This is a genomic window from Rubellimicrobium aerolatum (assembly GCF_017872975.1).
In the GTDB taxonomy this organism is placed as follows: domain Bacteria; phylum Pseudomonadota; class Alphaproteobacteria; order Rhodobacterales; family Rhodobacteraceae; genus Rubellimicrobium; species Rubellimicrobium aerolatum.
This window is the reverse complement of record NZ_JAGGJP010000003.1, coordinates 179,730-204,570: the sequence shown is the minus strand read 5'-3', so window position 1 is coordinate 204,570 and position 24,841 is coordinate 179,730. Positions and strand designations below refer to the sequence as shown.

Annotated in this window: 23 protein-coding genes; 11 read left to right on the top strand and 12 right to left on the bottom strand. The window is 72.4% G+C overall.

What is annotated here, in order from left to right; all coding sequences use genetic code 11:
- Positions 1-94: 94 nt before the first annotated feature.
- Positions 95-3,637, top strand: coding sequence for a PAS domain S-box protein (locus J2Z33_RS05240; protein ID WP_209838600.1), 3,543 nt, complete (start codon positions 95-97; stop codon positions 3,635-3,637).
- A 3-nt stretch (positions 3,638-3,640) separates the two neighbouring features.
- Here J2Z33_RS05240 and J2Z33_RS05235 read toward each other — a convergent pair whose 3' ends face one another.
- Entirely contained in the window at positions 3,641-3,925 is a 285-nt protein-coding gene (locus J2Z33_RS05235; RefSeq protein ID WP_209838598.1) for a hypothetical protein, read from the bottom strand.
- 267 nt (positions 3,926-4,192) lie between these two features.
- Here J2Z33_RS05235 and J2Z33_RS05230 point away from each other — a divergent pair, with 267 nt between their 5' ends.
- Positions 4,193-4,675, top strand: coding sequence for a cupin domain-containing protein (locus tag J2Z33_RS05230; protein WP_209838596.1), 483 nt, complete (start codon positions 4,193-4,195; stop codon positions 4,673-4,675).
- Positions 4,676-4,790: 115 nt separating this feature from the next.
- Positions 4,791-7,103 (top strand): Tex family protein, encoded by a 2,313-nt coding sequence (locus J2Z33_RS05225; RefSeq protein ID WP_209838594.1) that lies wholly within the window; start codon positions 4,791-4,793, stop codon positions 7,101-7,103.
- 10 nt (positions 7,104-7,113) lie between these two features.
- Here the strand turns inward: J2Z33_RS05225 and J2Z33_RS05220 are convergent, their stop codons facing one another.
- Positions 7,114-7,440, bottom strand: a complete 327-nt coding sequence (locus tag J2Z33_RS05220; RefSeq protein WP_209838593.1) for a hypothetical protein — start codon at positions 7,438-7,440, stop codon at positions 7,114-7,116.
- Positions 7,441-7,702: 262 nt separating this feature from the next.
- Here J2Z33_RS05220 and J2Z33_RS05215 point away from each other — a divergent pair, with 262 nt between their 5' ends.
- From J2Z33_RS05215 to J2Z33_RS05200, 4 genes are all read left to right on the top strand, one after another.
- Positions 7,703-7,921 carry a YjiS-like domain-containing protein gene (locus J2Z33_RS05215; protein ID WP_209838590.1) on the top strand — a complete coding sequence of 73 codons (219 nt, stop codon included), beginning with the start codon at positions 7,703-7,705 and terminating at the stop codon, positions 7,919-7,921.
- Positions 7,922-8,071: 150 nt separating this feature from the next.
- On the top strand, positions 8,072-9,580 hold the full coding sequence (locus J2Z33_RS05210; protein WP_209838588.1) for a S8 family peptidase: 1,509 nt from the start codon (positions 8,072-8,074) through the stop codon (positions 9,578-9,580).
- Between the two features lie 148 nt (positions 9,581-9,728).
- The gene (locus J2Z33_RS05205) at positions 9,729-10,145 is read left to right on the top strand and encodes a hypothetical protein (RefSeq protein ID WP_209838586.1); all 417 of its coding nucleotides are present in this window, start codon (positions 9,729-9,731) and stop codon (positions 10,143-10,145) included.
- A gap of 406 nt (positions 10,146-10,551) precedes the next feature.
- Complete coding sequence (locus tag J2Z33_RS05200; protein WP_209838584.1) at positions 10,552-10,755, top strand: hypothetical protein; 204 nt, start codon at positions 10,552-10,554, stop codon at positions 10,753-10,755.
- Between the two features lie 7 nt (positions 10,756-10,762).
- Here J2Z33_RS05200 and J2Z33_RS05195 read toward each other — a convergent pair whose 3' ends face one another.
- The 8 genes from J2Z33_RS05195 to cysQ form a co-directional block, all read right to left on the bottom strand.
- The gene (locus tag J2Z33_RS05195) at positions 10,763-11,521 is read right to left on the bottom strand and encodes an ABC transporter permease (RefSeq protein ID WP_209838582.1); all 759 of its coding nucleotides are present in this window, start codon (positions 11,519-11,521) and stop codon (positions 10,763-10,765) included.
- Positions 11,521-12,303: an ABC transporter ATP-binding protein gene (locus J2Z33_RS05190; RefSeq protein ID WP_209838580.1), complete on the bottom strand. Its 783-nt coding sequence runs from the start codon at positions 12,301-12,303 to the stop codon at positions 11,521-11,523. The genes J2Z33_RS05195 and J2Z33_RS05190 overlap by 1 nt, the downstream gene beginning before the upstream one ends.
- Positions 12,304-12,352: 49 nt before the next feature.
- Complete coding sequence (locus J2Z33_RS05185) at positions 12,353-13,357, bottom strand: ABC transporter substrate-binding protein (protein ID WP_209838578.1); 1,005 nt, start codon at positions 13,355-13,357, stop codon at positions 12,353-12,355.
- A gap of 162 nt (positions 13,358-13,519) precedes the next feature.
- Entirely contained in the window at positions 13,520-14,695 is a 1,176-nt protein-coding gene (locus tag J2Z33_RS05180) for a ScyD/ScyE family protein (protein ID WP_209838576.1), read from the bottom strand.
- A 123-nt stretch (positions 14,696-14,818) separates the two neighbouring features.
- Positions 14,819-15,703 carry a formyltetrahydrofolate deformylase gene (purU, locus tag J2Z33_RS05175; RefSeq protein WP_209838574.1) on the bottom strand — a complete coding sequence of 295 codons (885 nt, stop codon included), beginning with the start codon at positions 15,701-15,703 and terminating at the stop codon, positions 14,819-14,821.
- 294 nt (positions 15,704-15,997) lie between these two features.
- Positions 15,998-16,891, bottom strand: a complete 894-nt coding sequence (locus J2Z33_RS05170) for a UTP--glucose-1-phosphate uridylyltransferase (RefSeq protein ID WP_209838573.1) — start codon at positions 16,889-16,891, stop codon at positions 15,998-16,000.
- A gap of 119 nt (positions 16,892-17,010) precedes the next feature.
- On the bottom strand, positions 17,011-17,811 hold the full coding sequence (locus J2Z33_RS05165) for a 3-deoxy-manno-octulosonate cytidylyltransferase (protein WP_209838571.1): 801 nt from the start codon (positions 17,809-17,811) through the stop codon (positions 17,011-17,013).
- Entirely contained in the window at positions 17,811-18,608 is a 798-nt protein-coding gene (gene cysQ / locus J2Z33_RS05160) for a 3'(2'),5'-bisphosphate nucleotidase CysQ (RefSeq protein ID WP_209838570.1), read from the bottom strand. The genes J2Z33_RS05165 and cysQ overlap by 1 nt, the downstream gene beginning before the upstream one ends.
- A gap of 131 nt (positions 18,609-18,739) precedes the next feature.
- On the opposite strand from cysQ, the gene J2Z33_RS05155 reads away from it, so the two are divergent.
- Positions 18,740-19,333: a COG3650 family protein gene (locus J2Z33_RS05155; protein ID WP_209838569.1), complete on the top strand. Its 594-nt coding sequence runs from the start codon at positions 18,740-18,742 to the stop codon at positions 19,331-19,333.
- A 39-nt stretch (positions 19,334-19,372) separates the two neighbouring features.
- Here the strand turns inward: J2Z33_RS05155 and J2Z33_RS05150 are convergent, their stop codons facing one another.
- Entirely contained in the window at positions 19,373-19,666 is a 294-nt protein-coding gene (locus tag J2Z33_RS05150; protein ID WP_209838568.1) for a hypothetical protein, read from the bottom strand.
- Positions 19,667-19,763: 97 nt separating this feature from the next.
- Positions 19,764-20,366 (bottom strand): alpha-ketoglutarate-dependent dioxygenase AlkB family protein, encoded by a 603-nt coding sequence (locus J2Z33_RS05145; RefSeq protein ID WP_209838567.1) that lies wholly within the window; start codon positions 20,364-20,366, stop codon positions 19,764-19,766.
- Between the two features lie 206 nt (positions 20,367-20,572).
- On the opposite strand from J2Z33_RS05145, the gene dnaK reads away from it, so the two are divergent.
- From dnaK to radC, 3 genes are all read left to right on the top strand, one after another.
- Positions 20,573-22,483 carry a molecular chaperone DnaK gene (gene dnaK / locus J2Z33_RS05140; protein WP_209838566.1) on the top strand — a complete coding sequence of 637 codons (1,911 nt, stop codon included), beginning with the start codon at positions 20,573-20,575 and terminating at the stop codon, positions 22,481-22,483.
- A 79-nt stretch (positions 22,484-22,562) separates the two neighbouring features.
- Positions 22,563-23,720 (top strand): molecular chaperone DnaJ, encoded by a 1,158-nt coding sequence (gene dnaJ / locus J2Z33_RS05135; RefSeq protein ID WP_209838565.1) that lies wholly within the window; start codon positions 22,563-22,565, stop codon positions 23,718-23,720.
- 156 nt (positions 23,721-23,876) lie between these two features.
- Positions 23,877-24,641: a RadC family protein gene (gene radC / locus J2Z33_RS05130; protein ID WP_209838563.1), complete on the top strand. Its 765-nt coding sequence runs from the start codon at positions 23,877-23,879 to the stop codon at positions 24,639-24,641.
- Positions 24,642-24,841: the final 200 nt, after the last annotated feature.

Here is a 24,841-nt window from a genome sequence, read left to right as displayed (position 1 = left end):
ACCGAAGGCGGGCCGGGCGCGCGGGGTCGCCTTCCGCCCGGCCCGGCTAGGCTTCCTCAAGCCGACCGTGCCGACCCCGAACGAAAGCCGTCCCTTGAACCGCCCCGACCTGGACTTCGCCGCCCTCTTCGACAAGTCGCCGACCTTCATGTGCGTGCTGCGGGGCCCCCGGCACGTCTTCGAGGTGGCGAACGAGGCCTATCTGCGGCTGGTCGAGCGCGCGGACATCCTGGGCAAGCCGGTGCGCGAGGCGCTGCCCGACATCGTGGACCAGGGCTTCTACGAGCTGCTCGACCGGGTCTATGCCACGGGCGAGCGGCACGTGGCGCGGAGCCGCGCGATCCGCCTCCGCCCGAGCGCCGACGCCCCCGAGGGGGAGCGGGTGCTGGACTTCATCTACGAGCCCGTCCGCGCGGCCGACGGGACCGTGGAGGGCATCCTCGTGCAGGGGCACGACGTGACCGAGCAGGCCCGCGCCAAGGCCGCGCTGGAGGCCAGCGAGGAGCGCTACCGCCGGATCGTCGAGGGGGCGGACGACTTCGCCATCATCACGCAGGACGAGAAGGGCCTCATCACGAGCTGGAACACCGGGGCCGAGCGGCTGATGGGCTACACGGAGGCCGAGGCGCTGGGCCGGCCGGGCGCGATGTTCTTCACGCCCGAGGACCGCGCCAAGGGCGACCCCGACCGCGAGATGGCGCGCGCCCTGAGCGAAGGCCGGGCCGTCAACGAGCGCTGGCATCTCCGCAAGGACGGCACCCGCTTCTGGGGCTCGGGGCTGATGATGCGCGCGGACGGGCCGGGCCGCGGCTACATCAAGATGTTCCGCGACCGCACGGCCGAGCACGAGGGAGAGGCGCGGCTCCGGGCGAGCGAGGCGCGGCTGCGCGCCGCGCTCGACATCGAGACGGTGGGCGCGATCTACATCGACGCGGAGGGGCGGCTGGTCGATGCCAACGACGCCTTCCTGCGGATGGCCGGCCACGGGCGCGCGGATCTGGAGGCGGGGCGGCTGAGGTGGCAGGAGCTCACCCCGCCCGAGTGGATGGCCGATTCGGAGCGCGCCTGGGCCGAGCTGACGGCCACCGGGCGGACCACGCCCTACGAGAAGGAATACCTGCGCCCGGACGGGAGCCGCTGGTGGGCGCTGTTCGCGGCGAAGCTGCTGCCCGACGGCACGGCCTTCGAGGTCGTGCTCGACATCACCGCGCGCAAGGCGGCCGAGGCGCGGCGCGCGGCGCTGGCGCGCATCGCCGACCGGCTGCGCGACCTGGAGGAGCCGGCCGCCATCGCCTTCGCCGCCGCCGAGGAGCTGGGGCGCGCGCTGGGCGTGGGCCGGGTGGGCTACGGCACGATGGACCACGAGGCCGAGACGCTGCGGGTCGAGCGCGACTGGACGGCGCCGGGGGTGGCGACGCTGGCGGGCGTCCATCGCCTGCGGGACTACGGGTCCATCGTCGAGGATCTCAAGCGGGGCGAGCCCACGGTCATCCCCGACACAGGCCATGACCCCCGCACCGGCGGGCCGGAGGCCACGGCCGCGCTGGCGGCGGTGGACGTGCGCGCCGTCGTCAACGTCCCCGTCCTGGAGCGGGGCCGGCTCGTGGCGCTCCTGTTCGCCAACGACGCCCGCCCGCGCGACTGGTCGCCCGAGGACCTGGATCTGATCCGTGAGGTGGCCGGGCGCACCCGGACGGCCGTGGAGCGGGCGCGGGCGGTGGCGGCGCTGCGGCAGGCCAACGAGACGCTGGAGGCGCGCGTCGCTCAGGCGGTCGCCGAGCGGGACCGGATGTGGGCGACCTCGCCCGACCTGATGCTGGTGATCGGCTTCGACGGCGTGCTGCGGCGGGTGAACCCGGCCTGGACGACGATCCTGGGCTACGCGCCCGAGGAGATGGTCGGCCGCCACGTCACCGAGTTCGTCGTCCCCGAGGACCACGCGGCGACGGCCGCGGCCGCCGGCCTCGCGGCCCATGGCGGCCAGCCCCGGGTCGTGAACCGCTACCGCCACAAGGACGGCTCGCTCCGCTGGATCTCGTGGACGGCGGCCCAGGGCGGCGACGCGACCTACGCCACGGGCCGCGACATCACCGCCGAGCGGGAGCGGCAGGCGCGGCTCGACGCGGCCGAGGCGGCCCGGCGCGAGGCGGACGCGCTGTATCGCGCCTACTTCGAGAACACCGCCGAGGCGCTGTTCGTGATCGGCGCGCAGCCCGACGGCGGCTTCACCATCGAGGAGCTGAACCCGGCGCACCAGGCCGCCACGGGGCTCGACGTGCGGCCTCTGCGCGGCCGGCGGGTCGAGGAGCAGCTCCCCCCGGAGGTCGCGCGGGCGGTCGCCGCGAACTACCGCCGCGCCGTCGCGCTGGGCCGGCCCACCAGCTACCGCGAGGTGCTGGCCCTGCCGGCGGGGCGGCGGCACTGGGACACGGTGCTGGTCCCGGTCCGGGACCGGGCCGGCCGGGTCACGCGCCTGATCGGCAGCGCCCGCGACATCACCGCCCAGGTCGAGGCCGAGGAGCAGCTCCGGCAGGCGCAGAAGATGGACGCGATGGGCCAGCTCACCGGCGGGGTCGCGCACGACTTCAACAACCTGCTGACGCCGATCCTGGCGGTGCTGGACCGCCTCCAGCGCCAGGGGCTGGGCGAGCCGCGCGAGCGGCGGCTGATCGCCGGGGCGGCGCAGTCGGCCGAGCGGGCGCGGACGCTGGTGCAGCGCCTCCTGGCCTTCGCGCGCCGCCAGCCGCTCCAGCCGACGGCGGTGGACCTGGGCGCGCTGGTCGAGGGGATGGCCGACCTGGTGCGGAGCACGACCGGCCCCCGCGTCGAGGTCGAGGTCGCGGTCGCCCCCGGCCTGCCCCCGGCGCTGGCCGACGCCAACCAGGTGGAGATGGCGATCCTCAACCTCGCGGTGAACGCCCGCGACGCCATGCCCGAGGGCGGCACGCTGCGGCTGTCGGCGGACGGCGAGGCGGTGGGGCCCGGGCACGCCACGGGCCTGCCGCCGGGCCGCTACCTCCGGCTGTCGGTGGCCGACACCGGCACCGGCATGGACGAGGCGACGCTGGCGCGGGCGGTGGAGCCGTTCTTCTCGACCAAGGCGCTGGGCCAGGGCACGGGGCTGGGGCTGTCGATGGTGCACGGCCTCGCGGCGCAGCTCGGCGGGGCGCTCCGCATCCTCAGCGCGCCGGGCCGGGGCACCACCGCCGAGCTGTGGCTGCCCGCGACCGAGCAGGGCGCGGCCGACCGTCCCGGCCCGCCGCCCGAGGGGGAGCGGGCGCCCGCCGGCGGCACGGTCCTGCTCGTGGACGACGAGGACCTCGTGCGCGCGAGCACGGCGGCCCTGCTGGCCGAGCTGGGCTTCGGCGTGGTGGAGGCGGCCTCGGCGGGGGAGGCGCTGGACCGGCTGGACGGGGGGCTCGCGCCCGATCTGGTCATCACCGACCACCTGATGCCGGGGATGCACGGCACGGACCTCGCGCGGCTGCTGCGGGCGCGGCGTCCCGGCCTGCCGGTGCTGGTCATCAGCGGCTATGCCGGCGTGGACGGCATCGCGCCCGACCTGCCGCGCCTCGCCAAGCCCTTCCGCCGCGCCGACCTGGGGACGGCGGTCGCGGACCTCCTGGCGCGGCGCTAGGGCTCAGGCCGCGCGCCGGGCGGGCGACCGCTCCACGTAGACGCCCTCGTCCACCATGTCGGCCAGCCAGCGATCGAGGCAGAAGCCCGGCAGGCGGTCGCGCGCGAAGGCCTCGGCGGCCTGACGGGGGGTGAGGTGGCCCTCGTCCATCGCCCGCACCACCTCGACCAGCCGCTCGACCCGCAACCGGTCGCGGTCGGACGCCAGCGGCGGCAGCGCGCCGGCGATCCGGTCGCGGAGATCCTCGAGATGCGCCTCGGAGGTGGGATTGTGGAGATGGAGCAGCATGGGAACCGGACCCGGACCGAAAAAGCCTATACTTTAGTCTATAGCTTGGCGGGCGGCGGGTTCATCTGACATTGTGACGCAACGCCCCGATTTCGCCACCCTTCGGCCAAGATCTGCCAAGGCTCCGGGCCGGCGGGGCCGTGCCCCGTTCCGGGCCACGGTCCGGGCCACGATCCGGGCCACGATCCGGGCCCGTCGCGTGCAGGCCCATCGCGTGTAGGCTCGGCGCGGGCCCCGCCCGGCCGGGGCCGCCCCCGGAGATTCGCCATGGACCAGCCCCCGTCCCGCCCCCTCGCCCTCCGCGCCGCCGAGGCCGCCCCGCGCGCCCGGCGCTCCAACTACCCCGAGCCCTTCGCGAGCCGCATGGCGGGCCGCGAGAAGCGCCCGCTGGGCGACCTGTTCGGGCTGACCAACTTCGGCGTGAACCTCACACGGCTGTCGCCCGGCGGCGAATCGGCGCTGCTGCACCGCCACAGCCGGCAGGACGAGTTCGTCTACATCCTCGACGGCGCGCCCACGCTCGTCACCGACAAGGGCGAGGTCGCGCTCGGGCCGGGGATGTGCGCGGGGTTCCCGGCCGGGGGCGTGGCGCACCAGCTCGTCAACCGGACCGAACGGGACGTGCTGTATCTGGAGGTGGGCGACCGCAGCCCCGGCGACGAGGGAAGCTACCCGCGCGACGACCTGCGGGCCGTGCTGGGGCCGGACGGGCGCTGGGGCTTCACGCGCAAGGACGGGACGCCCTGGTGACGCGGGCTTGATCGGCCAGCCTTGGCCGGCCGGGGGGGTCGCCGCCCCCGGCCCTTGGCCAAACGCCCGCCGGGGGCTATGCCGCGCCCAACCGTTCCAGCCCGCAGGACGCCCCATGACCCCCGACGCCGCCCGCCGCATCCCGCACCTCATCGCCGCCGAGATCGGCGCGGGGGCCCCGCAGGTGGCGGCGGCCATCGCGCTCCTGGACGGGGGCGCGACGGTGCCCTTCGTCGCCCGCTACCGCAAGGAGGCGACGGGCGGCCTGGACGACACCCAGCTTCGGACCCTGGCCGAGCGGCTGGGCTACCTGCGCGAGCTGGAATCGCGGCGGGCGGCCATCGTGGGGTCGATCACCGAGCAGGGGAAGATGACCGACGACCTCGCCCGCGCGCTGGGGCAGGCGGCGACCAAGGCCGAGCTGGAGGACATCTATCTCCCCTTCAAGCCCAAGCGGCGCACCAAGGCGATGATCGCGCGGGAGAACGGGCTCGGGCCGCTGCTGGAGGCGATCCTCGCCGACCGCCGCGCCGATCCGGCGGGGCTGGCCGGGGGCTTCCGGTCGGAGGCCGTGCCGGACACCAAGGCCGCGCTGGAGGGCGCGCGGGACATCCTGGCCGAGGGGCTGGCCGAGAACGCCGAGCTGCTGGGGCGGCTGCGGGCGCACATGAAGCAGGTGGGGCGGCTGGCGGCCCGGGTGGTGGCGGGCAAGGAGGCCGAGGGGGCCAAGTTCTCGGACTACTTCGCCCATTCCGAGCCGCTGGGCGCCGCGCCCTCGCACCGCGTCCTCGCCATGCTGCGGGGGCGCAACGAGGGGGTGCTGGCGCTCGACCTGGAGGTGGACGAGGAGGCGCCGCGCGGCGACAGCCCCTCCGAGCGGATGTGCGCCCGCGCCCTGGAGGCGGCAGGCCCCGGCCCCGGCGACCGCTGGCTGCGCGAGGCGGCGGCCTGGGCCTGGCGCATCAAGCTGCGCGGCTCCCTCACGCTCGACCTGATGGTGGAGTTGCGGGAAAAGGCCGAGGAGGAGGCGATCCGCGTCTTCGCCCGCAACCTCAAGGACCTGCTGCTCGCCGCGCCGGCGGGGGGACGGGCGACCATGGGGCTCGACCCCGGCATCCGCACGGGGGTCAAGGTCGCGGTGGTGGACGGGACGGGCAAGGTGCTGGCGACGGACACCGTGTATCCCTTCCAGCCCAGGAACGACCTGCGCGGGGCGCAGGCGCGGATCGCGCAGCTCCTCGTCGCGCACCGGGTGGAGCTGATCGCCATCGGCAACGGCACCGCCAGCCGCGAGACGGAGCGGATGGTCGCGGACCTCCTGGCGCTGCTGCCCGGCCCGGAAAAGCCGGTGAAGGCCATCGTGAGCGAGGCCGGGGCCTCGGTCTACTCGGCCTCGGAGCTGGCGGCGCGGGAATTCCCGGGCCTCGACGTGTCGCTGCGCGGGGCGGTGTCCATCGCGCGGCGGTTGCAGGACCCGCTGGCGGAACTCGTGAAGATCGAGCCCAAGTCCATCGGCGTGGGCCAATACCAGCACGACGTGGACCAGGGACGACTGGGCCGCTCGCTGGATGGCGTGGTCGAGGACGCGGTGAACGCGGTGGGGGTGGACCTCAACACCGCCTCCGCGCCGCTGCTGGCGCGCGTGTCGGGCCTGGGGCCGTCGCTGGCCGCCGCCATCGTCGCCCACCGCGACGCCAACGGGCCGTTCCGCAGCCGGCGCGAGCTGCTGAAGGTGTCCCGCCTCGGCCCCAAGGCCTTCGAGCAGGCGGCGGGGTTCCTTCGCATCCCCGACGGGGCCGAGCCGCTGGACGCCTCCGCCGTCCACCCCGAGGCCTACGACGTGGTCCGCCGGATCGTGAAGGCCTGCGGCCGCGACATCCGCGCGCTGATGGCCGACCCCGCGCCGCTGCGGGGGCTCGACCCCCGCGCCTTCGCGGACGAGAGGTTCGGCCTGCCGACCGTCAGGGACATCCTGGCCGAGCTGGAGAAGCCGGGCCGCGACCCCCGCCCGTCCTTCCGCACCGCGACCTTCGCGGAGGGCGTCCGTGACATCGGCGACCTGAAGCCGGGGATGCTGCTGGAAGGGACCGTCACCAACGTCGCGGCCTTCGGGGCCTTCGTGGACGTGGGCGTGCACCAGGACGGGCTCGTGCACGTGAGCCAGCTCGCCGACCGCTTCGTGAAGGACCCGCACGAGGTGGTGAAGGCCGGCGACGTGGTGCAGGTCCGCGTGGTCGAGGTGGACGTGGCGCGGAAGCGCATCGGCCTCACCATGCGGAAGGACAGCGCCGACGCCCGCGACCAGGCGCGCGAGCGCGGCCCGGCCAAGGACCGGACGCCGTCGCGCGGGCCGTCGCAGGCGGGGCCCAAGGACGCCAAGGCCGGCAACGCCTTCGCGGACGCGCTGCGGGGCAAGTTCGGGCGCTGAGCGCCCCCGCTCAGGTCGCCTTGGCCTTGCGCTTGCGCGGGGCCTTGGCCGGGGCCAGCGCGGCCGCCGCCTCGGCCTCGGCGCGGGCCTGGGCCTCCTTGGCCTTGCGCGCCTCGCGCAGCCGCGCCGTCGCCACCGCCCGCGTCTCGGCCGCCGCCTCGGTCATCGCCCGCACCGCGCGCGTGGTCTCGTCGGCCTTGGCCTCCGAGCGGCTCGGCGGCGGGCGGAACCCCGGCTCGGCCCCCTGGCTCGCCGCCGCCGGCCGCGCCTGGGAGGCCTCGTGGCGGAACAGCGCGTCGAGGGTCGAATCGATGAGGTCGGACGTGCGGCGAGCCATGGGAGGTCCTTTTCTGGGAATGCGGACGCCGGTCGGCCCCGAAGGCTCGGCCACCGGGCGCTTCCCCCTCACATAGCCCGCAGCCACGCTCCGGCGAGGCCGCGCCGACCGATGCGTCCCGCGCATGGCGGCCCTTCTGAACCCCCGGTTGCGCCAAGGCCCCTCCGGCCCGATATGCATCCCGTGAGCGCAAACAGTCGCGCCCACGACGATCCGCAAGGCACCTCGATCCGCGAGGCGCCAGATGAACCGGGAGAGACCCATGGCCTTCGCGACCTTCCACCCGACCTCCGCCGCCCCCTCGCTGGCCCAGCGCCTGACCGACCTCCGCGCCGCCTGGACCGAGCATCGCGCCCGCCGCCGCGCCTACCGCGAGACGCTGGCCGAGCTTGAGGCGCTGTCCGACCGCGAGCTCGCCGACCTCGACCTGCACCGCAGCCGGATCCCCGAGATCGCGCGCGAGGCCGCCCGCCTCGCCTAAGCGACGAACCGCCTCGGCGGCGTGCCCCGCAGGGCCGCCGCCATTCGCGCTCCACGGGCATCGTTCTCCTTTGATCTCGCCGTAAGGTGAACTAAACTGGAACACGCGCCGGCCCCTCGGGGAACGGCGCGATCCGATCGGGAGAACAAAATGGCAACATCGCGCGAGGATCGGCGCCGGACGCTGCGCCACCAAGTCGAGGCGATCCTCGATCGGGGGCACGGGCCGCTGCGCGAGGTGATCCTCCAGGCCGCGCCGCCGCCGGGGGCCGAGGGCGCGCTGCATCGCCGCGCCGCCGAATCGCTGCGGCTGCGGGCGCTGGCCGCCTCGCCGCGCGACCTCCTGCCCATAGCCCCGCCCGTCGCGATCCCCGTCCGCGAACCGGCGCGGGCGCTCCAGCCCGCCCTCGCCGGCCCGCGCCCCGACCGCCTCCCCGACCCCGCCCGGCCGCCGCTCCCTGCGCTGCGCGCCGCCCGCCTCGCCGCGCTCGGCCCCGTCCTGCGCTCGGACCTCGTGCGCCACGCCGCCGGGAAGCCCCGCGCCTTCTGGGCCGCCGACGCCCTGCTCCTGCGGCTGGCGGAGGCGGACCTCATGGCCCTGCCCCGCGACGACCTCGCCGACCGGCTGGAGGGCGTGTTCCCCAACCGCCGCCTGCCCCTGCCGCCCCATGTCGCCGCCCGCCCCGCCCCGGGCGGGGACGACGACGGGATCGGCGCCTGGGGCCTGCGCGCCGTGGGTGCGCTGGGGGCCTGGGGGGCCTTCGGGGCGCGCGGAAAAGGCGTCCGCATCGGCCTTCTCGACACCGGCGTCGATCCCGACCACCCCGACCTGCGCGGCAAGATCGCCGCCTGGGCCGAGTTCGACGCCGAGGGGGCGCCCGTCCCCGGCTCGCGCCCGCACGACAGCGACCGGCACGGGACGCATTGCGCCGGGATCATGGTCGGCGGCGACGCCGGCGGCGGCTGGATCGGCGTCGCCCCCGAGGCCGAGATCGCGGCGGCGCTGGTGCTGGACGGCGCGCGGGGCGGCACCGACGCGCAGGTGCTCGCGGGGATCGACTGGGCGCTCGACCAGGGGGTGGACGTGCTCAACCTGTCGCTGGGCGGGCCGACCTGGGGCCCCGAGACGCCCTCGACCTACACGAGCGCGCTCCTGGCCGCCCTGCGCCTGGGCGTCCCCGTGGTGACGGCCATCGGCAACGAGGGGCACCAGACCACCGGCTCGCCGGGGAACGACTACCTCGCCTTCGCCGTGGGGGCCTTCGGACGCGACGGGCGGCCCGCCGGCTTCTCGGGCGGGCGGACGCAGGTGATCCGCGCCTCGCCGCATCTCCCGCCCGAGATGCTGCCGCTCGCCTATTCCAAGCCCGACCTGTCCGCGCCGGGCGTGGCGGTCCGGTCGGCGGTGCCGGGCGGCGGGTGGGAGCGGCTCAACGGCACCTCCATGGCGGCGCCGCACGTCGCGGGCGCCGTGGCGCTGCTCCTGTCGGCGACCGGCATCCGCGACCGCGTGGAGCCGGCCGAACGGGCCTTCCTGCTCCAGGATCTCCTGACCGGCTCGGCCGAGGAGGGCGGCGAGGCCGGGCAGGACCACCGCTTCGGCTTCGGCCGGCTCGACGTGCTGCGCGCCATCGGCGCGGCGCGCGGGCTGGGGCTGTAGCGATCCGGCCGGACGGGACGCCCCGTCCTGCCCCGCCCTGCCCCGCCCCGTCCTGCCCCGTCCTGCCCCGCCCCGCCCCGCACGGGACGCGGGACTTGTCCCGCCGCCTGCCCTATATCGGCAGGAGGCAAGGGAGTCGCGCGACCCGATGGCCGATCCGAACGGGACCCTGGACAAGATCCGATCCGAGGCGCTGCGCCGCGACGCCGCCGCCGCCGACCCCGCCATCCATGTCGTGCTGGTCGAGATCGCCCTGCCCCCCGCCCGGCTGGAGGTCGCCCGGCCGTCCGCCCCCGGCCGCCCCGCCCTGCGCGTCGCGCCCGAGGCCGGATTCGGGACAGGGCCCGAGACTGGGGGCTTGCCCGCCGCCGACCTGCACCCCATCCGCGAGGCCGTCGAGGCCGCCCTGGGCCACGCGGCCGAGCGTTACCTCCGCTCCGCCCGCGCCTTCGTGGTCCGCGCGAGCGGGCCCGAGCTGCGCCGGCTCGCCGAGGTTCCGGCGGTGCGGGCCATCTGGCCCAACGCCCGCCGCGCGGCGGTGGCCGAGGCCACGCCGGGGAGCTAGGCGTCCTCCTCCGGCGCGGGATCGGCCGCACGGCGGGCCGTCCGCCCGCCCTGCTCCGGTAGTTGGGTTCCCCCGGCTCGCCGCTTGTGGCGTTTCGGCAACAGGCAACCGCGCCCTTCGCGCCGGTAACTGTTCCTTCACCTCCTGCTGCGAAGGTGGACCCATCCCGCCAGCCATCAGCCCCGGAGGTTCCGATATGTCGCATCTGCCCGAATCATCGTCCCCTCCGGCCCTCCTCGCCACCCCGGCCGCCGGCCCTGTGGCGGATTCGTCGCGCCCGACCTTGGTCGAACCGGATTCGGGCGAACCGAACCGGGGTCTCGGGGGTTCTTTCCACGACACCGGGCCGCTTGGGTTTCCCCGATCTCCGGGGGACGAGGCCGCCGCAGCCCACCGGAGGAGCCCCATGGCCCGCCACGAGATCCCCGACCCCGACCTTCACCCGGCCGCCGGGCTGGACGCGCTGATCCGGCCGGGCCTGCGCCGCGCCTATCCCCTGCCCGAGGCGGGCGGCCCGGACGAGGATCGGTTCCAGGTGCTTCTGGACGCGCTCGCCCGCCGCAGCGGCGGCAAGGAGCGCGCCGGGGTGTCGCGACCACGGCTCTGGTAGCGGCCGCTCAGGTCGCCTCGCGCTCGGCCCAGCCGGCGAAGGTCCGTTCGAGGAACACGACCGCGTAGTAGAGCAGGATGCCCAGAGCGGCGAGGGCGATGAGGACGGCGAACATGAGGGGATAGTCGCCGTTCGTCGCCCCCGACTGGAACAGCGCGCCGAGGCCCCGTCCGTGCGGAGAGACGATCTCCACGAGGTTGGTGCCGATGAAGGCCAGCGTGACCGCGACCTTCAGCGCCCCGAAGAACTCGGGCAGCGTCTTGGGGAGCGCGATCTTGCGGAAGATCGTGACGCGCGAGGCGCCGAGCGCGCGGAGGATGTCGCGGTATTCGGGCTCGAGCGTCGAGAGGCCGATGCCGACCGAGACGGCGATCGGGAAGAAGGAGATGAGGAAGGCCATCATCACGGTGTTGAAGTCGTGCTGGCCGATGAACAGCAGCGACAGCACCGGGACCAGCGTCGCCTTGGGGATCGCGTTGAAGCCCACCAGCAGCGGATAGAGCGCGTCGCGGGCGAGCCGGGAGAAGCCCATCGCCATGCCGAGCAGCGTGCCGAAGGCCACGGCAAGGCCGAGCCCCGCCACCGTGCGCCAGAGCGTCTGCCAGCCGCCGAGCAGGAACAGGCTCCAGAAGCGGGCATAGGCCGCCGGCAGGTCCGAGGGCGAGGCCATGACGTAGTTGGGCCAGCCGTTGAGGCGGACGATGGCCTCCCACAGCAGGAGGAAGGCGAGGATCGCGGCGACGGGAACGCCGATGCGGCGGAGCATCAGTGGGCGCCCTCCCGTCCCTGGGCGATGCGGATCTCGTCGCGCAGGTCGTGGAGCATGGCGACGGCCCTGGGCTCATAGAGGATGTCGATGGTGCGGTCGGCGGGCAGGTCCACCGGCATGACCCGCTGCGTCCGCGCCGGGCGGCCCGACAGGACGATGACCTGATCGCCCAGGAACACCGATTCGCGCAGGTCGTGGGTGATGAGGACGCAGGTGAAGGGCTCCTTGGCGCGCAGGTCGCGCATGGTCTGCCAGAGGTCCTCGCGCGTGAAGTTGTCGAGCGCGCCGAAGGGCTCGTCCATGATGAGCACCTCGGGCTTGTGGACGATGGAGCGGCAGAGCGAAGCGCGCTGGCGCATCCCGCCGGAGAGTTCGGAGGGCTTCTTGCCCTCGAAGCCGGAGAGGCCAACGAGGGCCAGCAGCTCCTCGGCGCGGGCGACGCGGCTGGCGCGCGAGGTGCGGGGGGCGACGATCTCCAGCGGCAGGATGACGTTGTCGAGGATCGTGCGCCATTCGAGGAGGACGGGGTTCTGGAAGGCCATGCCCACCGTCTTGCGCGGCGAGCGAACCCGTTCGCCGTGGAGGCGCACCTCGCCCGTGTCGGGGATCATCAGGCCGGCGACGAGGCGCGTCAGCGTGGACTTGCCGCAACCCGAGGGCCCCACCACGGCGGCGAAAGTGCCGGCGGGCACGCCGAGGTCGAGCCCGGCGAGGACCGGGAGGGGGCCCGAGGGCGTGCGGTAGGCGTGGCTGACGCCCTTGATGTCGATCAGGTTCATGGTCGCCCCCAGGGGAGGCGGGGTCGCGACGGGCGACCCCGCGTCCGGGTCATTGCAGCATCAGGCTGCCGTCGGTGGGCAGGTAGGCGGGATCGAAGAAGGTCGCCGCCTCGGGCTCGGTCGTGAAGGTGTAGACCGATTTCGTCTGCTCGATCGCCTCGGCCATGCGGGCGGGATCGACGTTGCCGAGGCCGTTCTCCTGCACCCAAGGGGTGAGGACGTTGGCGTCGATGGCGAGTTGCAGCCGCTGCTGCTCCAGCGCCGGGTCGGCGGCCGGGTTGCGGACGAGGAGCGCCTGCGTGGCGGCAGCGGGGTCGGCGATGGCATCGCGCCACCCTTCGGCCACCGCGCCCAGGAAGCCGGTCAGCAGCGCGGGGTTGGCCTCGGCCCAGTCGGTGTTGACGAGGATCGCGTTGCCGTAAAGCGCCACGCCATGATCGGCCATGAGCATCACCGACAGGTCGTCGGCCGGCACGCCCAGCCGCTGCGCGTTGAGGGAGGAAGTGAAGGAGAAGCCGGTGATCGCCTGCACCTGCCCATCGGCCAGCATCGGCTCGCGCACGGGGAAGCCCACGGGCTCGACGGTGATCTGGCTCATGTCGAGGCCGTTGGCGGCGGCGAAGATGGGGAACTGCGCCCAGGCCCCGTCGGGCGGCGGCGCGCCGAGGGTCTTGCCGATCAGGTCGGCGGGTTCCGAGACGCCCAGCGACTTGCGGCCCACCACGGCAAAGGCGGGCTTGTCGTAGATCATCATCACGGCGGTCACCGGCGCGCCGGGGTTCTGGTCGAGGAAGCGCATCAGCGAGTTGATGTCGGCGAAGCCCACCGGATAGGCCCCGGTCGCGATCTTGGGAATCGCGTCGAGCGAGCCGTTGCCCTCGGTGATCTCCACGTCCAGCCCGGCCTCGGCGAAGTGGCCATTGTCGATGGCGAGGAAGTAGGGCGCGGCGGGCCCCTCGAACTTCCAGTCGAGCGCAAAGGGCAGCGCGGTCTGCGCCGCGACCCCCTGGCCCAGGACGATGGTGGCCGCGACGGCGGCGATGCGGTGGAACATGGCGGACTCCCCTGCCCTGCCGGCTGTCTCGCCGGTGCTGTCGGTTCCTGCCGCGCCAGTCGGGCGAAGGGGAAGCCCGGCGACACCCAGGGCGGCGCGGAGTTCCGTGGCGCACAACGAACGGGCGACAGGCGAACGGTTCGCCGCAAAAACAGGCCGACGCTAGACGGCGGCCCCCGGGCGAAGGCGCAGGGCGGCCAGCAGCCCCAGCGCGCCCAAAAGGAGCGGCAACGCGGCGGGCAGCGGCACCGGGGCGAGCCGCACCACGCGGCCCGCCGTGGCCGAGAAGCCGTCCACCGTCACGAAGATGTCGCCGGCCGTGCCCACCGCGAGGCCGGTCGGGCTGGAGAGTCCGGCGAGGAGCAGCGACGCCGCCCCGTCCGCGTCGATGGCGTAGAGCGAGCCGGTGGTCCCCGGCCCGAGCAGGCTGTCGCTGTCGAGTTCCAGCGCATACAGCGTCCCGTCCTCCCCAGCGGCCACGTCGATCAGGTTGGTGAAGCCGGTCGCCAGAACCGAGAGCGTCCCGCCCGAGAGCCCGAAGACCTGCGCCGCGCCCGGTGGGAACGGAAAGCCGGTGAGCTGGCCGAACACGAGATCGCCCGCCGGGGTCAGCGCCGCGCCGGTAGGCACCGCCTGGTAGACGGGCGGCCCAAAGGGCAAGGGGTTGGGCGCGGGCGGCAGCACGACGAGGTCGGTGATCGCGTCGGTGCCGTCCACGGTCAGCACGCTGTTGCCGCCGGCGTCGGTGACGAGGAAGCCGCCCCCCTGCGCCACGAGGCCAAAGGGGTTGCTGTCCGGCCCCGCGCCGTCGGGGTCCTCGGCGGCCTCGAAGCCCGCGAGGTCGGCGACCAGTTGGGGCGTCCCGCCCTCGATGGCGACCAGCGTGCCCAGGAGGTCGGCCCCTGGCAGGCCTCCGAGAGCGCCGGACCGCACCGCTGGGTCGGCGCCGAGACCGACCACCGCATGGAGCGTGCCCGCCGCGTCGAAGGCGATGTCCTGCGGCCCGACGCCCTCTACCCCGCCCTCGCCGGCAAGCGAGGGCAGGCCCGAGGCCACCCTCTCCTGCACGCCGCCGCTGAAGCGGCTGATCCCGCCGGACAGGCCGTAGCCCGCCGTCGTGCCGCTGGAGACGACGACGGTCCCGAGGTCGCCGCCCGTGCCCGCCTCGGCCACGTAGAGAGCGCCGTCGGGGCCGAGAGCGAGGCCGCGCGGATTGGCGAGGCCGGTCATCACCGTGGACTCGATCCGCAGCGTCGTAGCCTGGGCGACGGCGGGCAGAAGCCCGCCCGCAAGGAGCAGGGCAAGGCCGCTCGTCCGCCACGTGGATATCCGGCGCATCGCGGTCCTCCTCCCAGCTCGGTGACCTAGCGTCACCCTTGCCGGGAAGGCAGCACCCGCGAGGGCTCGCCTGTCAATCGGGAGTTGCGGCCCACCGATCCCTGGGCGCGAAATGGCCGATGCTCAGCCCATCCGCTCGGACGCGTAGCTGCCGGGGCTCGCGGGGAAGACCACGGTCTTGTTGCCGTTCAGGAACACGCGGTTGTGGATATGGGCGTGGACCGCCCGGGACAGGACCTGCGCCTCCACGTCGCGGCCGAGCGAGACATAGTCCTCGGACGATTGCGCGTGAGTGATCCGCACGGTGTCCTGCTCGATGATCGGGCCTTCGTCGAGGTCGGCGGTGACGTAGTGCGCCGTTGCGCCGATCAGCTTCACGCCGCGTTCGTAGGCCTGCTTGTAGGGGTTCGCGCCCTTGAAGGAAGGCAGGAAGGAATGGTGGATGTTGATGATCCGCCCCGACATGCGCTGGCAGAAGGCATCCGACAGCACCTGCATGTAGCGGGCCAGCACCACCAGCTCGGCCCCGGTCTCCTCCACGAGGGAGAGGAGCCGCGCCTCGGCCTCGGGCTTGTTCTCCCTGGTGACGCGGATGTGGTGGAAGGGCAGGTCGTGGTTCACGACGACCTTCTGATAGGTGAGGTGGTTCGAGACGACGCCCACGATGTCCACCGGCAGCGCGCCGATGCGCCAGCGATACAGCAAGTCGTTGAGGCAATGGCCGAAGTTCGACACCATCAGCAGCGTCTTCATCCGATGCGCGCCGTCGTGGATGGCCCAGGTCATGCCGAAGGCCTCGCCCACCGGGCCGAAGCCCGTCCGCAGCGCGTCGAGCGGTGCCCCCGTCTCGGCGCGGAAGGTGATGCGGGCGAAGAACTGGCCCGTCACCTCGTCGTCGAACTGCGAGGCGTCGGTGATGTTGCATCCCTGTTCGGCGAGGAAGGACGAGACGGCGGCGACGATGCCGCGCCGCGAGACGCATTGGACGGTCAGGACGTATCGGTTCATTCGGGCCTCGGGAAGGGAAACGGGTCGGAACGCGCCCGCATTGCTAGGCGAGAAGACCGCAGGGAACCAGACGCCGCGCCCGCGAACACGACCGGGCAGCGGCGGGATGCGACCTCGGCCCGTTCCAGATCGGGGAGCGGGTTGCCGAAAGGCGACGGCCCTTCTTTGGCTCCAAATATCCCGGGGGGAGCGCCGGAGGCGCGGGGGGCGGAGCCCCCGGTGACGGCGGCCACAAGGAAACGGCCGCGCCCCGGGTCGGGACGCGGCCGTGATCGGGTCGTCAGGGCCTGCAGCTTACTGCGCGGCCTCGCGCATGGAGACGATCTGCTGGAGGTAGCTCGAGAACTCGTCGCAGAGATCCTCGCGCGCCAGGCCGAAGGCCACGGTCGCCTGGAGGAACCCGGCCTTGGAGCCGCAATCGAAGCGCTCGCCCCGGAAGCGGTAGCCATAGACGGGCCGCCCCTCGGTGATCTCCATGGCGATGGCGTCGGTGAGCTGAAGCTCCCCGCCCGCCGACGGCGTGATGCGATCGAGGTTGGCCATCACCTCGGGCGCCAGGATGTAGCGGCCGATCACGGCGAGGTTCGACGGCGCGGTGCCGGCCTTGGGCTTCTCGACCATGCCCTTGACCGAGACCATCGAGCCCATGTCCTCGCGGATGTCGAGCACGCCGTAGGAGGAGGCGCGCGACGGGGCCACCTCCATGGCGGCGACGACCGAGCCGCCGGTCTCGGCGTGGGCCTCGACCATCTGCTGGAGGCAGGGCTTTTCCGCCGCGATCACGTCGTCGGGGAGGATGACCGCGAAGGGCTCGTCGCCGATGAGGCGCTTGGCGCAGTTCACGGCGTGGCCCAGGCCCAGCGCCTTGTGCTGACGGATGTAGGCGATGGCGCCGGAGTCCATGTAGGTGGACCGCAGGACCTCCAGAAGCTCGTGCTTGCCGTCACGCTCCAGCTTCGACTCCAGCTCGGGGGCGCAGTCGAAGTAGTCTTCGAGCGCGTTCTTGCCACGGGCGGTGACGAAGATGAACTCGGTGATGCCGGCAGCCCGCGCCTCGTCGATCGCGTATTGGATCAGCGGCCGATCGACCAGCGTCATGATCTCCTTGGGGACGGACTTGGTGGCGGGCAGGAACCGGGTTCCCATTCCCGCGACCGGGAAGACCGCCTTGGTCACCTTGCGCTGCATCACGATCCCTTTTGCTCGCCTTGGTTGCTGCCTGAACTTAGCACGCCTCCTAGACGAGGCAAATACGCCGCATCGCGGCGCGAGATGCAGGGCGGCTTATCCCTGCCTGCGACCTTCGGTCAGGGAAGCCCCATTTCGGCCATCATCCCTTCGAGACGTGGCACGTCGGACGGGTTGTTGAGCTCCCAAAACTGCCGCCCTCTCGCCTCCACCTCGACGCAAAGCACCGGCCAGTCGCGTTCCAGGAAACGAAGTTGTTCCAATCCCTCCAAAATCTCCAGCGGCCCCGGCTCCCAGGCCCCGTAGGCTGCGAGTGCGTCGGGCCGGTAGGCGTAGACGCCGACGTGGTGGAAGACGGGCGTGGCCTCGTGCCCGGCGTAGGGACGGCCGGTGTAGGGAATCACCTCCTTGGAGAAGTAGAGCGCCCGGCCCTCCGCTCCGAAGACCGCCGTGGTGCCGCCGACGCGGCCCGCGCGCCGGTCCTCCAGGAACCCCGCGAGCGCCGCCCCTTCCATCCGCAGGACGGGGGTGGCGACCTGCATCTCGGGCCGGGTGCGCAGCCCCTCGACCAGCGCCTCGACGAACCAGGGCGGCGTGAGCGGCGCGTCGCCCTGGAGGTTCACCACGAGGTCGAAGCCCGCTCCGGCCTGGGCCAGCGCCTCGGCGCAGCGTTCGGTGCCGTTGAGGTGGCGGTCGGAGGTCATGGCGACCTCGGCCCCGAAGGACAGGGCATGGGCGCGGATGCGCTCGTCGTCGGTGGCGACCACCACGCGATCGATGCCGCGCACGGCCCGGGCGGCCTCCCAGGAACGGCGCAGGAGGCTCTTTGCCTCGCCGGTGGCGCCCCGCAGGGGGACGAGCGGCTTGCCGGGGTAGCGGGAGGAGGCGTGGCGGGCGGGGATGACGAGGAGCGTGGACATCAGGGGTGCTTCAGTGCGACGCCCGGCGCATGGGCGATGAAGAAGGGGTTCTCGTAGCCGGGCTTGCCGTAGCCGAGCGGCGCGTGGGTGTCGAAGCGCACGACGCGCCCCCCCGCGCCCAGGAGCACGGCGTGGCCCGCTGCCGTGTCCCACTCCATCGTGCGGCCAAGGCGCGGATACAGGTCGGCCTCGCCGGAGGCCACGAGGCAGAACTTCAGCGAGCTTCCGGCGCTGCGGAAGTCGGCGACCTCGTAGCGGGCGATGTAGGCGTCGGTCGCGGCGTCGCGGTGGCTTTTCGAGGCGACGACGCGGAGGGCGCGGTTGTCGGGCTCGGAGACCCGGATGGGGAGCGAGACGCCGACGCGGGTAGGGTCGCGTGTGCCGTCCTCCTCGACCGAATCACCGACGGCGTTGGTGTAGAACATCCGCCCCTGCGCGGGCGCGTAGACGACGCCGCGCACGGGGATGCCGTCGCGGACGAAGGCGATGTTGACCGTGAAGTCGCCGCGCCGCTGCACGAACTCCTTGGTGCCGTCGAGCGGGTCCACGATCAGGAAGTCGCCGGCTAGCGCCGTGTGGGTGTCCGCCTGCTCCTCGGTCACCAGCGGCACGTCGGGGAAGGCGGCGCGCAGCCCCTCCGAGATGATCCGGTCGGCGGCGAGGTCGGCGGCGGTGACCGGCGAGGCGTCGGCCTTGAGCGTCACGCCCAGGTCCGGGGCCTCGTAGATCTCCATGATGGCCTCGCCCGCCGCGAGGGCGAGGCGACGCAGGGTCTCGCAGAGATGGTCGAAGTCCAAGGGGGTCCCTCCCGTCCCGCTGCCTCGGGAATGCCGGCCGTTATGAGGTGGCGGAGGGGGATGGGCAAGCCGGAGCTTGCCGGGCGGGGGTCGGGCGTGGTGCAATGGGGCGATCCGTTCGGAGACGCGCCATGCCCCTGCCCCGTGCCCTTCTCTGCGCCACGACCCTCGCGCTGGCAGGGCCGGCCGCGGCCGAACCCTTTCCGGCCCGCGCCGCCGTGACGGGCGTGGCCGCGGGGGATGCGCTCAATGTCCGTGCCGCGCCCTCGGCCGGGGCGGAGGTGCTGGCGACGCTGCCCCCCGACGCGACAGGGGTAGAGATGCTGGGCCTGTCGCCCGACGGAACCTGGGCGCGGATTGGCCGGCCCGAGGGCGAGGGCTGGGTGGCCCGCCGCTTCCTGGCCGAGGAGCCCGCCGACCCGCGCGCCGTGCCCGTGCCGCTGGCCTGCCTGGGAACCGAGCCCTTCTGGAACCTGACCGTCACGGCGGAGGGCGCAACCTTCTCCACGCCCGAGGGGGAGCGGGCGCTGCGCGAGATCGGACGGGGGACGGGATTCTCGGGCTTCGTGCTGGCCTTCGACGACGACGGCGCGACGCGCGACCTGACGGTGGTGCGCGCCGCCTGCTCGGACGGGATGAGCGACCGACCCTATGGGCTGACGGCGCTGGTCTGGGATCGGGACGGGCCGGTGCTGGAAGGCTGCTGCACGCTGGCCCCGCCCTGAGGGAGCGAGGGGCGCGGACGCCCCCCGCGCGGGCCGCGCTCAGGCCTTGAGGTTCGAGAACATCAGCACCTTGCGCTCCATGTCGAACATCGTGTGCTTGCTCTGCCCCAGGAGCTTGAGAATCACGTCGATGTCGTCCTCGGTGGGTTCGAGGATGTATTCCTCCACCCCGTTGTCGAGGATGAGCTGGAGGGTGAACTTGCCGTCCTCGCCCCGGCCCTGCTCGACCCAGGAGGCCTGGTATTGCGTGACCTCGCGCACCTGGTAGCGACGCTGGAGGGATTGGCTGCGCTGGTCGCCCTGATCGCCGCCGGCGGTCTGGTTCTGGTCCATCGGGTTCCTCGGGTTGTGGGTCCATCCGTGCGGGCAACCCGGCAGCGCGGCGGGCGTTCCCATCCCACGGGCGGCTCGGCGAGTTTCCCCGCGTGCCTCACGTCACCACCCGCAGCGTCAGGTTGATCCGCCCGCCGCTGGGGATCAGGTCCGAGGAGCCGTCGCGCACCCGGTCGATGCCGTGGTGGATCAGGCGCGCCGCCCCGCCGATCACCGCCACGTCGCCCGACCGGAGCCAGACGGACTCGGTCGTCCCGCCCCGCTCCAGGTTCCCCACCCGGAACAGCGCCTCGTCGCCGAGCGAGATCGACACGACGGGCTGCGAGAGATCCGCCTCGTCCCGGTCCTGGTGCAACCCCATCCGCGCGCCCGCGCGGTAAAGGTTGACGAGGCAGCACTCCGGCTCGCGCATCCCCGGCGCGACGGCCCGCCAGACCGCCAGCACCGAGTCCGGGATCGGCGGCCAGGGAACGCCCGACGGGTGGCGCGGCTCGTAGCGATAGCCCCTCCGGTCCGACACCCAGCCGAACCGCCCGGCCGAGGTCATGGCCACCGACATGGCCTTCCCCCAGCGGGTGACGGGATGGAACGGAGGCGCGGCGGCCTGCACCGCCAGCACGTCGCGCAGCATCGCCTCCTGCTCCGGGCGGGACAGGACGCCCGCCCGGATCTCCACCCCTCGGACATCGATCATCGCCATGCGGCTCCCTTCGTCGCGGGGTTTCGCGGACACCCGCTCAAATTCGTTGCAGGGGGCCGGCCGGGCGTGGTTGCGCGGCTTGGACCCCCTCCTTATATACCGTGCGTCCGCGGCGGGGCCGCCCCGCCCGCAACACCCATCAACCATATGGGGGTGCCTCATGCGTCAGGGCCCCCACGCTCAAACCGCCTGAAAGGGATTTGACCATGGCCAAAGTGATCGGGATCGACCTCGGCACGACCAACTCCTGCGTGGCGATCATGGACGGCTCGCAGCCCCGCGTCATCGAGAACTCGGAAGGCGCGCGCACGACCCCGTCGATCGTCGCCTTCACCGACAGCGAGCGGCTCGTCGGCCAGCCTGCCAAGCGGCAGGCCGTCACCAACAGCGAGAACACCATCTTCGCCGTCAAGCGCCTGATCGGCCGCCGCACGACGGACGCCGAGGTGGAGAAGGACAAGAAGCTCGTCCCTTACAAGATCGTGGACGGCGGCAACGGCGACGCCTGGGTCGAATCGCGCGGCCAAAGGTATTCGCCCTCGCAGATCTCGGCCATCATTCTCCAGAAGATGAAGGAAACCGCCGAATCCTACCTCGGCGAAGAGGTGACGCAAGCCGTCATCACCGTGCCCGCTTACTTCAACGACGCCCAGCGGCAGGCGACCAAGGACGCCGGCAGGATCGCGGGCCTTGAGGTGCTGCGCATCATCAACGAGCCGACGGCCGCCGCGCTGGCCTACGGGCTCGACAAGAAGGAAACGCGGACGATCGCGGTCTACGACCTCGGCGGCGGCACCTTCGACGTGACCATCCTCGAAATCGACGACGGCCTCTTCGAGGTGAAGTCCACCAACGGGGACACGTTCCTCGGCGGCGAGGACTTCGACATGCGGATCGTGAACTACCTTGCCGAGGAGTTCCGCAAGGAGCATGGCGTCGATCTGACCAAGGACAAGATGGCGCTGCAACGGCTCAAGGAGGCCGCCGAGAAGGCCAAGATCGAGCTGTCCTCGACCTCGCAGACCGAGATCAACCAGCCCTTCATCTCCATGGCCAACGGCCAGCCGCTGCACCTCGTCATGAAGCTGACGCGGGCCAAGCTGGAAAGCCTCGTGGCCGACCTCATCAAGAAGTCGATGGACCCGTGCAAGGCGGCCCTCAAGGACGCCGGCGTGACTACGGGCGACATCGACGAGGTGGTGCTGGTGGGCGGCATGACGCGGATGCCCAAGGTCGTCGAGGAAGTGACCAAGTTCTTCGGCAAGGAGCCGCACAAGGGCGTCAACCCCGACGAGGTGGTGGCGCTAGGCGCGGCGATCCAGGCGGGCGTGCTCCAGGGCGACGTGAAGGACGTGGTCCTTCTGGACGTGACCCCGCTGAGCCTCGGCATCGAGACGCTGGGTGGCGTGTTCACCCGCCTCATCGACCGCAACACCACGATCCCGACCAAGAAGTCGCAGATCTTCTCCACGGCCGAGGACAACCAGAACGCCGTGACGATCCGCGTCTTCCAGGGCGAGCGCGAGATGGCGGCCGACAACAAGATGCTGGGCCAGTTCAACCTGGAGAACATCCCGCCAGCCCCGCGTGGGATGCCGCAGATCGAGGTGACCTTCGACATCGACGCCAACGGCATCGTGTCGGTCTCGGCCAAGGACAAGGGCACCGGCAAGGAGCAGAAGATCACCATCCAGGCCTCGGGCGGCCTGTCCGACGCCGACATTGAGCGGATGGTGAAGGACGCCGAGGCCAACGCCGAATCCGACAAGAAGCGGCGTGAGCTGATCGAGGCCCGGAACCAGGCCGAATCGCTTGTCCACTCGACCGAGAAATCGCTCAAGGAGCATGGCTCCAAGGTCGATCCCTCCACGGTCGAGGCGATCGAGCTGGCGGTCGCCGCCCTCAAGGACGAGCTCGAGGGTGACAACGTCGGCAAGATCCGTTCGGGCATCCAGAACGTGACCGAGGCCGCGATGCGGCTGGGCGAGGCGATCTACAAGGCGCAGGCCGCCGAGGGGCCGGATGGCGATGACGGCCCGGCGAACCGGGGCCAGGACGAGGACGGCGTCGTGGACGCCGACTTCGAGGACCTGGGCGAGGACAAGCGGGGCCGCTGAGGGCGGGGCCCCTGATCGGGGAAGGGCCGGCCCGCCACGGGCCGGCCGCTTTCGTTTCAGGGGCCGGAGGATGTGAGTGATGGCGAAACGCGACTACTACGAGACCCTGGGCGTGACCCGCGGCGCTTCGGCCGAGGAGATCAAGAAGGCCTACCGGGCCAAGGCCAAGGAATTGCACCCCGACCGCAACGCCGACGACCCGCAGGCCGAGGCCAAGTTCAAGGACGTGAACGAGGCCTACGAGGTCCTGAAGGACGAGCAGAAGAAGGCGGCCTACGACCGCTTCGGCCACGCGGCCTTTGACGGCGGCATGGGCGGCGCGCGGCCGGGCGGCGCGGGCGGGTTCCGGCCCAACGGCGATTTCGCCAGCGCGTTCTCGGACGTGTTCGACGACCTCTTCGGCGACATCATGGGCGCGCGCGGGGCGCAAGGCCGGGCGCGGGCGGCGGCGCGGGGGAACGACCTGCGCTACAATCTGCGCATCTCTCTGGAGGAGGCCCACCAGGGCCTGCAAAAAACGATCCAGGTCCCCACCGCCGTCACCTGCGGCGTGTGCAAGGGCACAGGCGCCGAGGGTGGGTCCGAGCCGCAGACCTGCCCCACCTGTTCCGGCATCGGCAAGGTGCGGGCGCAGCAGGGCTTCTTCACCGTCGAACGCACCTGCCCGACCTGCAACGGCCTGGGCCAGACGATCAAGAACCCCTGCAAGGCCTGCCACGGCGCCGGCCGCGTGGAGAAGGAGAAGACGCTCTCCGTCAACATCCCCGCCGGGGTGGAGACGGGCACGCGCATCCGGCTCGCCGGCGAGGGCGAGGCGGGGATGCGCGGCGGCCCCACGGGCGACCTCTACATCTTCGTCGAGGTCAAGGAGCACGCGATCTTCGTGCGCGACGGCGCGGACCTGCACTGCCGGGTGCCAGTGTCGATGGCGACGGCGGCCCTGGGCGGCGACATCGAGGTGCCGACCATCGACGGCGGCCGCGCCCGCGTCCGCATCCCCGAGGGCTCGCAGGCGGGTCGCCAGATGCGGCTGCGCGGCAAGGGAATGCCCGTCCTGCGGACCAAGGACGTGGGCGATATGTTCATCGAGCTTGCGGTCGAAACTCCGGTGAACCTGACTTCCCGTCAGAAGGAGTTGCTCCGCGAGTTCGACAAGCTCTCGGAGCAGAAGAACAATCCTCAGAGCGCCGGGTTCTTCTCGGCTGTTAAGGGCTTCTGGGACTCGATGAAGGGCTGAACTGTCCCTTCTTCGGGGCGGGATGCCCGGTAGGGCCCCCCGATCGTCATCGAAGGCGGAGAGCGGTGGTCCGGGACTGGCCCCGGCCGCCGCTTCATATCGTTTCCGAGGCTGTCCTTCACCGGATCTTAATTATTCGCAGGCATCATTGGGGGCATGACCAAGCCGCCTGGCCTGTCCGATTCACTCGCGCTTTTCCCGTTGGACGGGGACGAGGCTTTGCCTGTCCCGCTGTCCGGCAGCAAGCTCCCATCCTACATCGCCGACCACAGGGCACGGCTGCGGCAACGGTTCCTCGATGGGGGCGCGGCGGCGCTGCCGGACTATGAGCTTCTGGAATTGGTGCTGTTTCGCGCGATCCCACGACAGGATGTGAAGCCGCTGGCGCGGCGGCTCCTGGAGACGTTCGGGGACGTGGCCTCGGTGCTGTCAGCCCCCCTGCCCCGCCTTCTCCAAATCGAGGGGGTGGGACAGGCGGTAGCGACCGAGTTGAAGATCATCGAGGCGGCGGCGCATCGGATGGCACGGGCCAAGGTGCTGCGGCGGCACGTGGTCTCAAGCTGGGCCCAGCTTCTCGACTACTGCCACACGGTCATGGCGCATCGGGAGCAGGAACAGTTTCGCGTCCTGTTCCTCGACCGCAAGAACGTGCTGATCGCCGACGAGGAGCAGGCGCGCGGCACCGTGGACCATGTTCCGGTCTACCCGCGCGAGGTGGTCAAGCGGGCTCTGGAGTTGAACGCCTCGGCCCTGATCCTCGTCCACAACCATCCGTCGGGCGATCCCACGCCCAGCCAAGCCGACATCGACATGACCGCGCAGGTCGAGGCAGCGGCGCAGGCGTTGGGCCTCTCGCTGCATGACCATCTCATCATCGGGCGAGAGCGGGAACTGAGCTTCCGGGCGGAAGGGTACCTGTAAGACCACAGGCGACGGCGTCACATCGGCAACCGCTTCTCCATGTCTGGCAAGGACTCCAGCGCACCCCGTTGGGTGCATCCGGCCTTCTTCGGCTTGAAATATCACGGGGTGAGGCCCGCAGGGACGAAGGGCAGAGTCCCTACTGCGTTTCAGATCGAATCATGCCAAGGCCGAAAAATGTCGCCACGGCATGAGCCCGA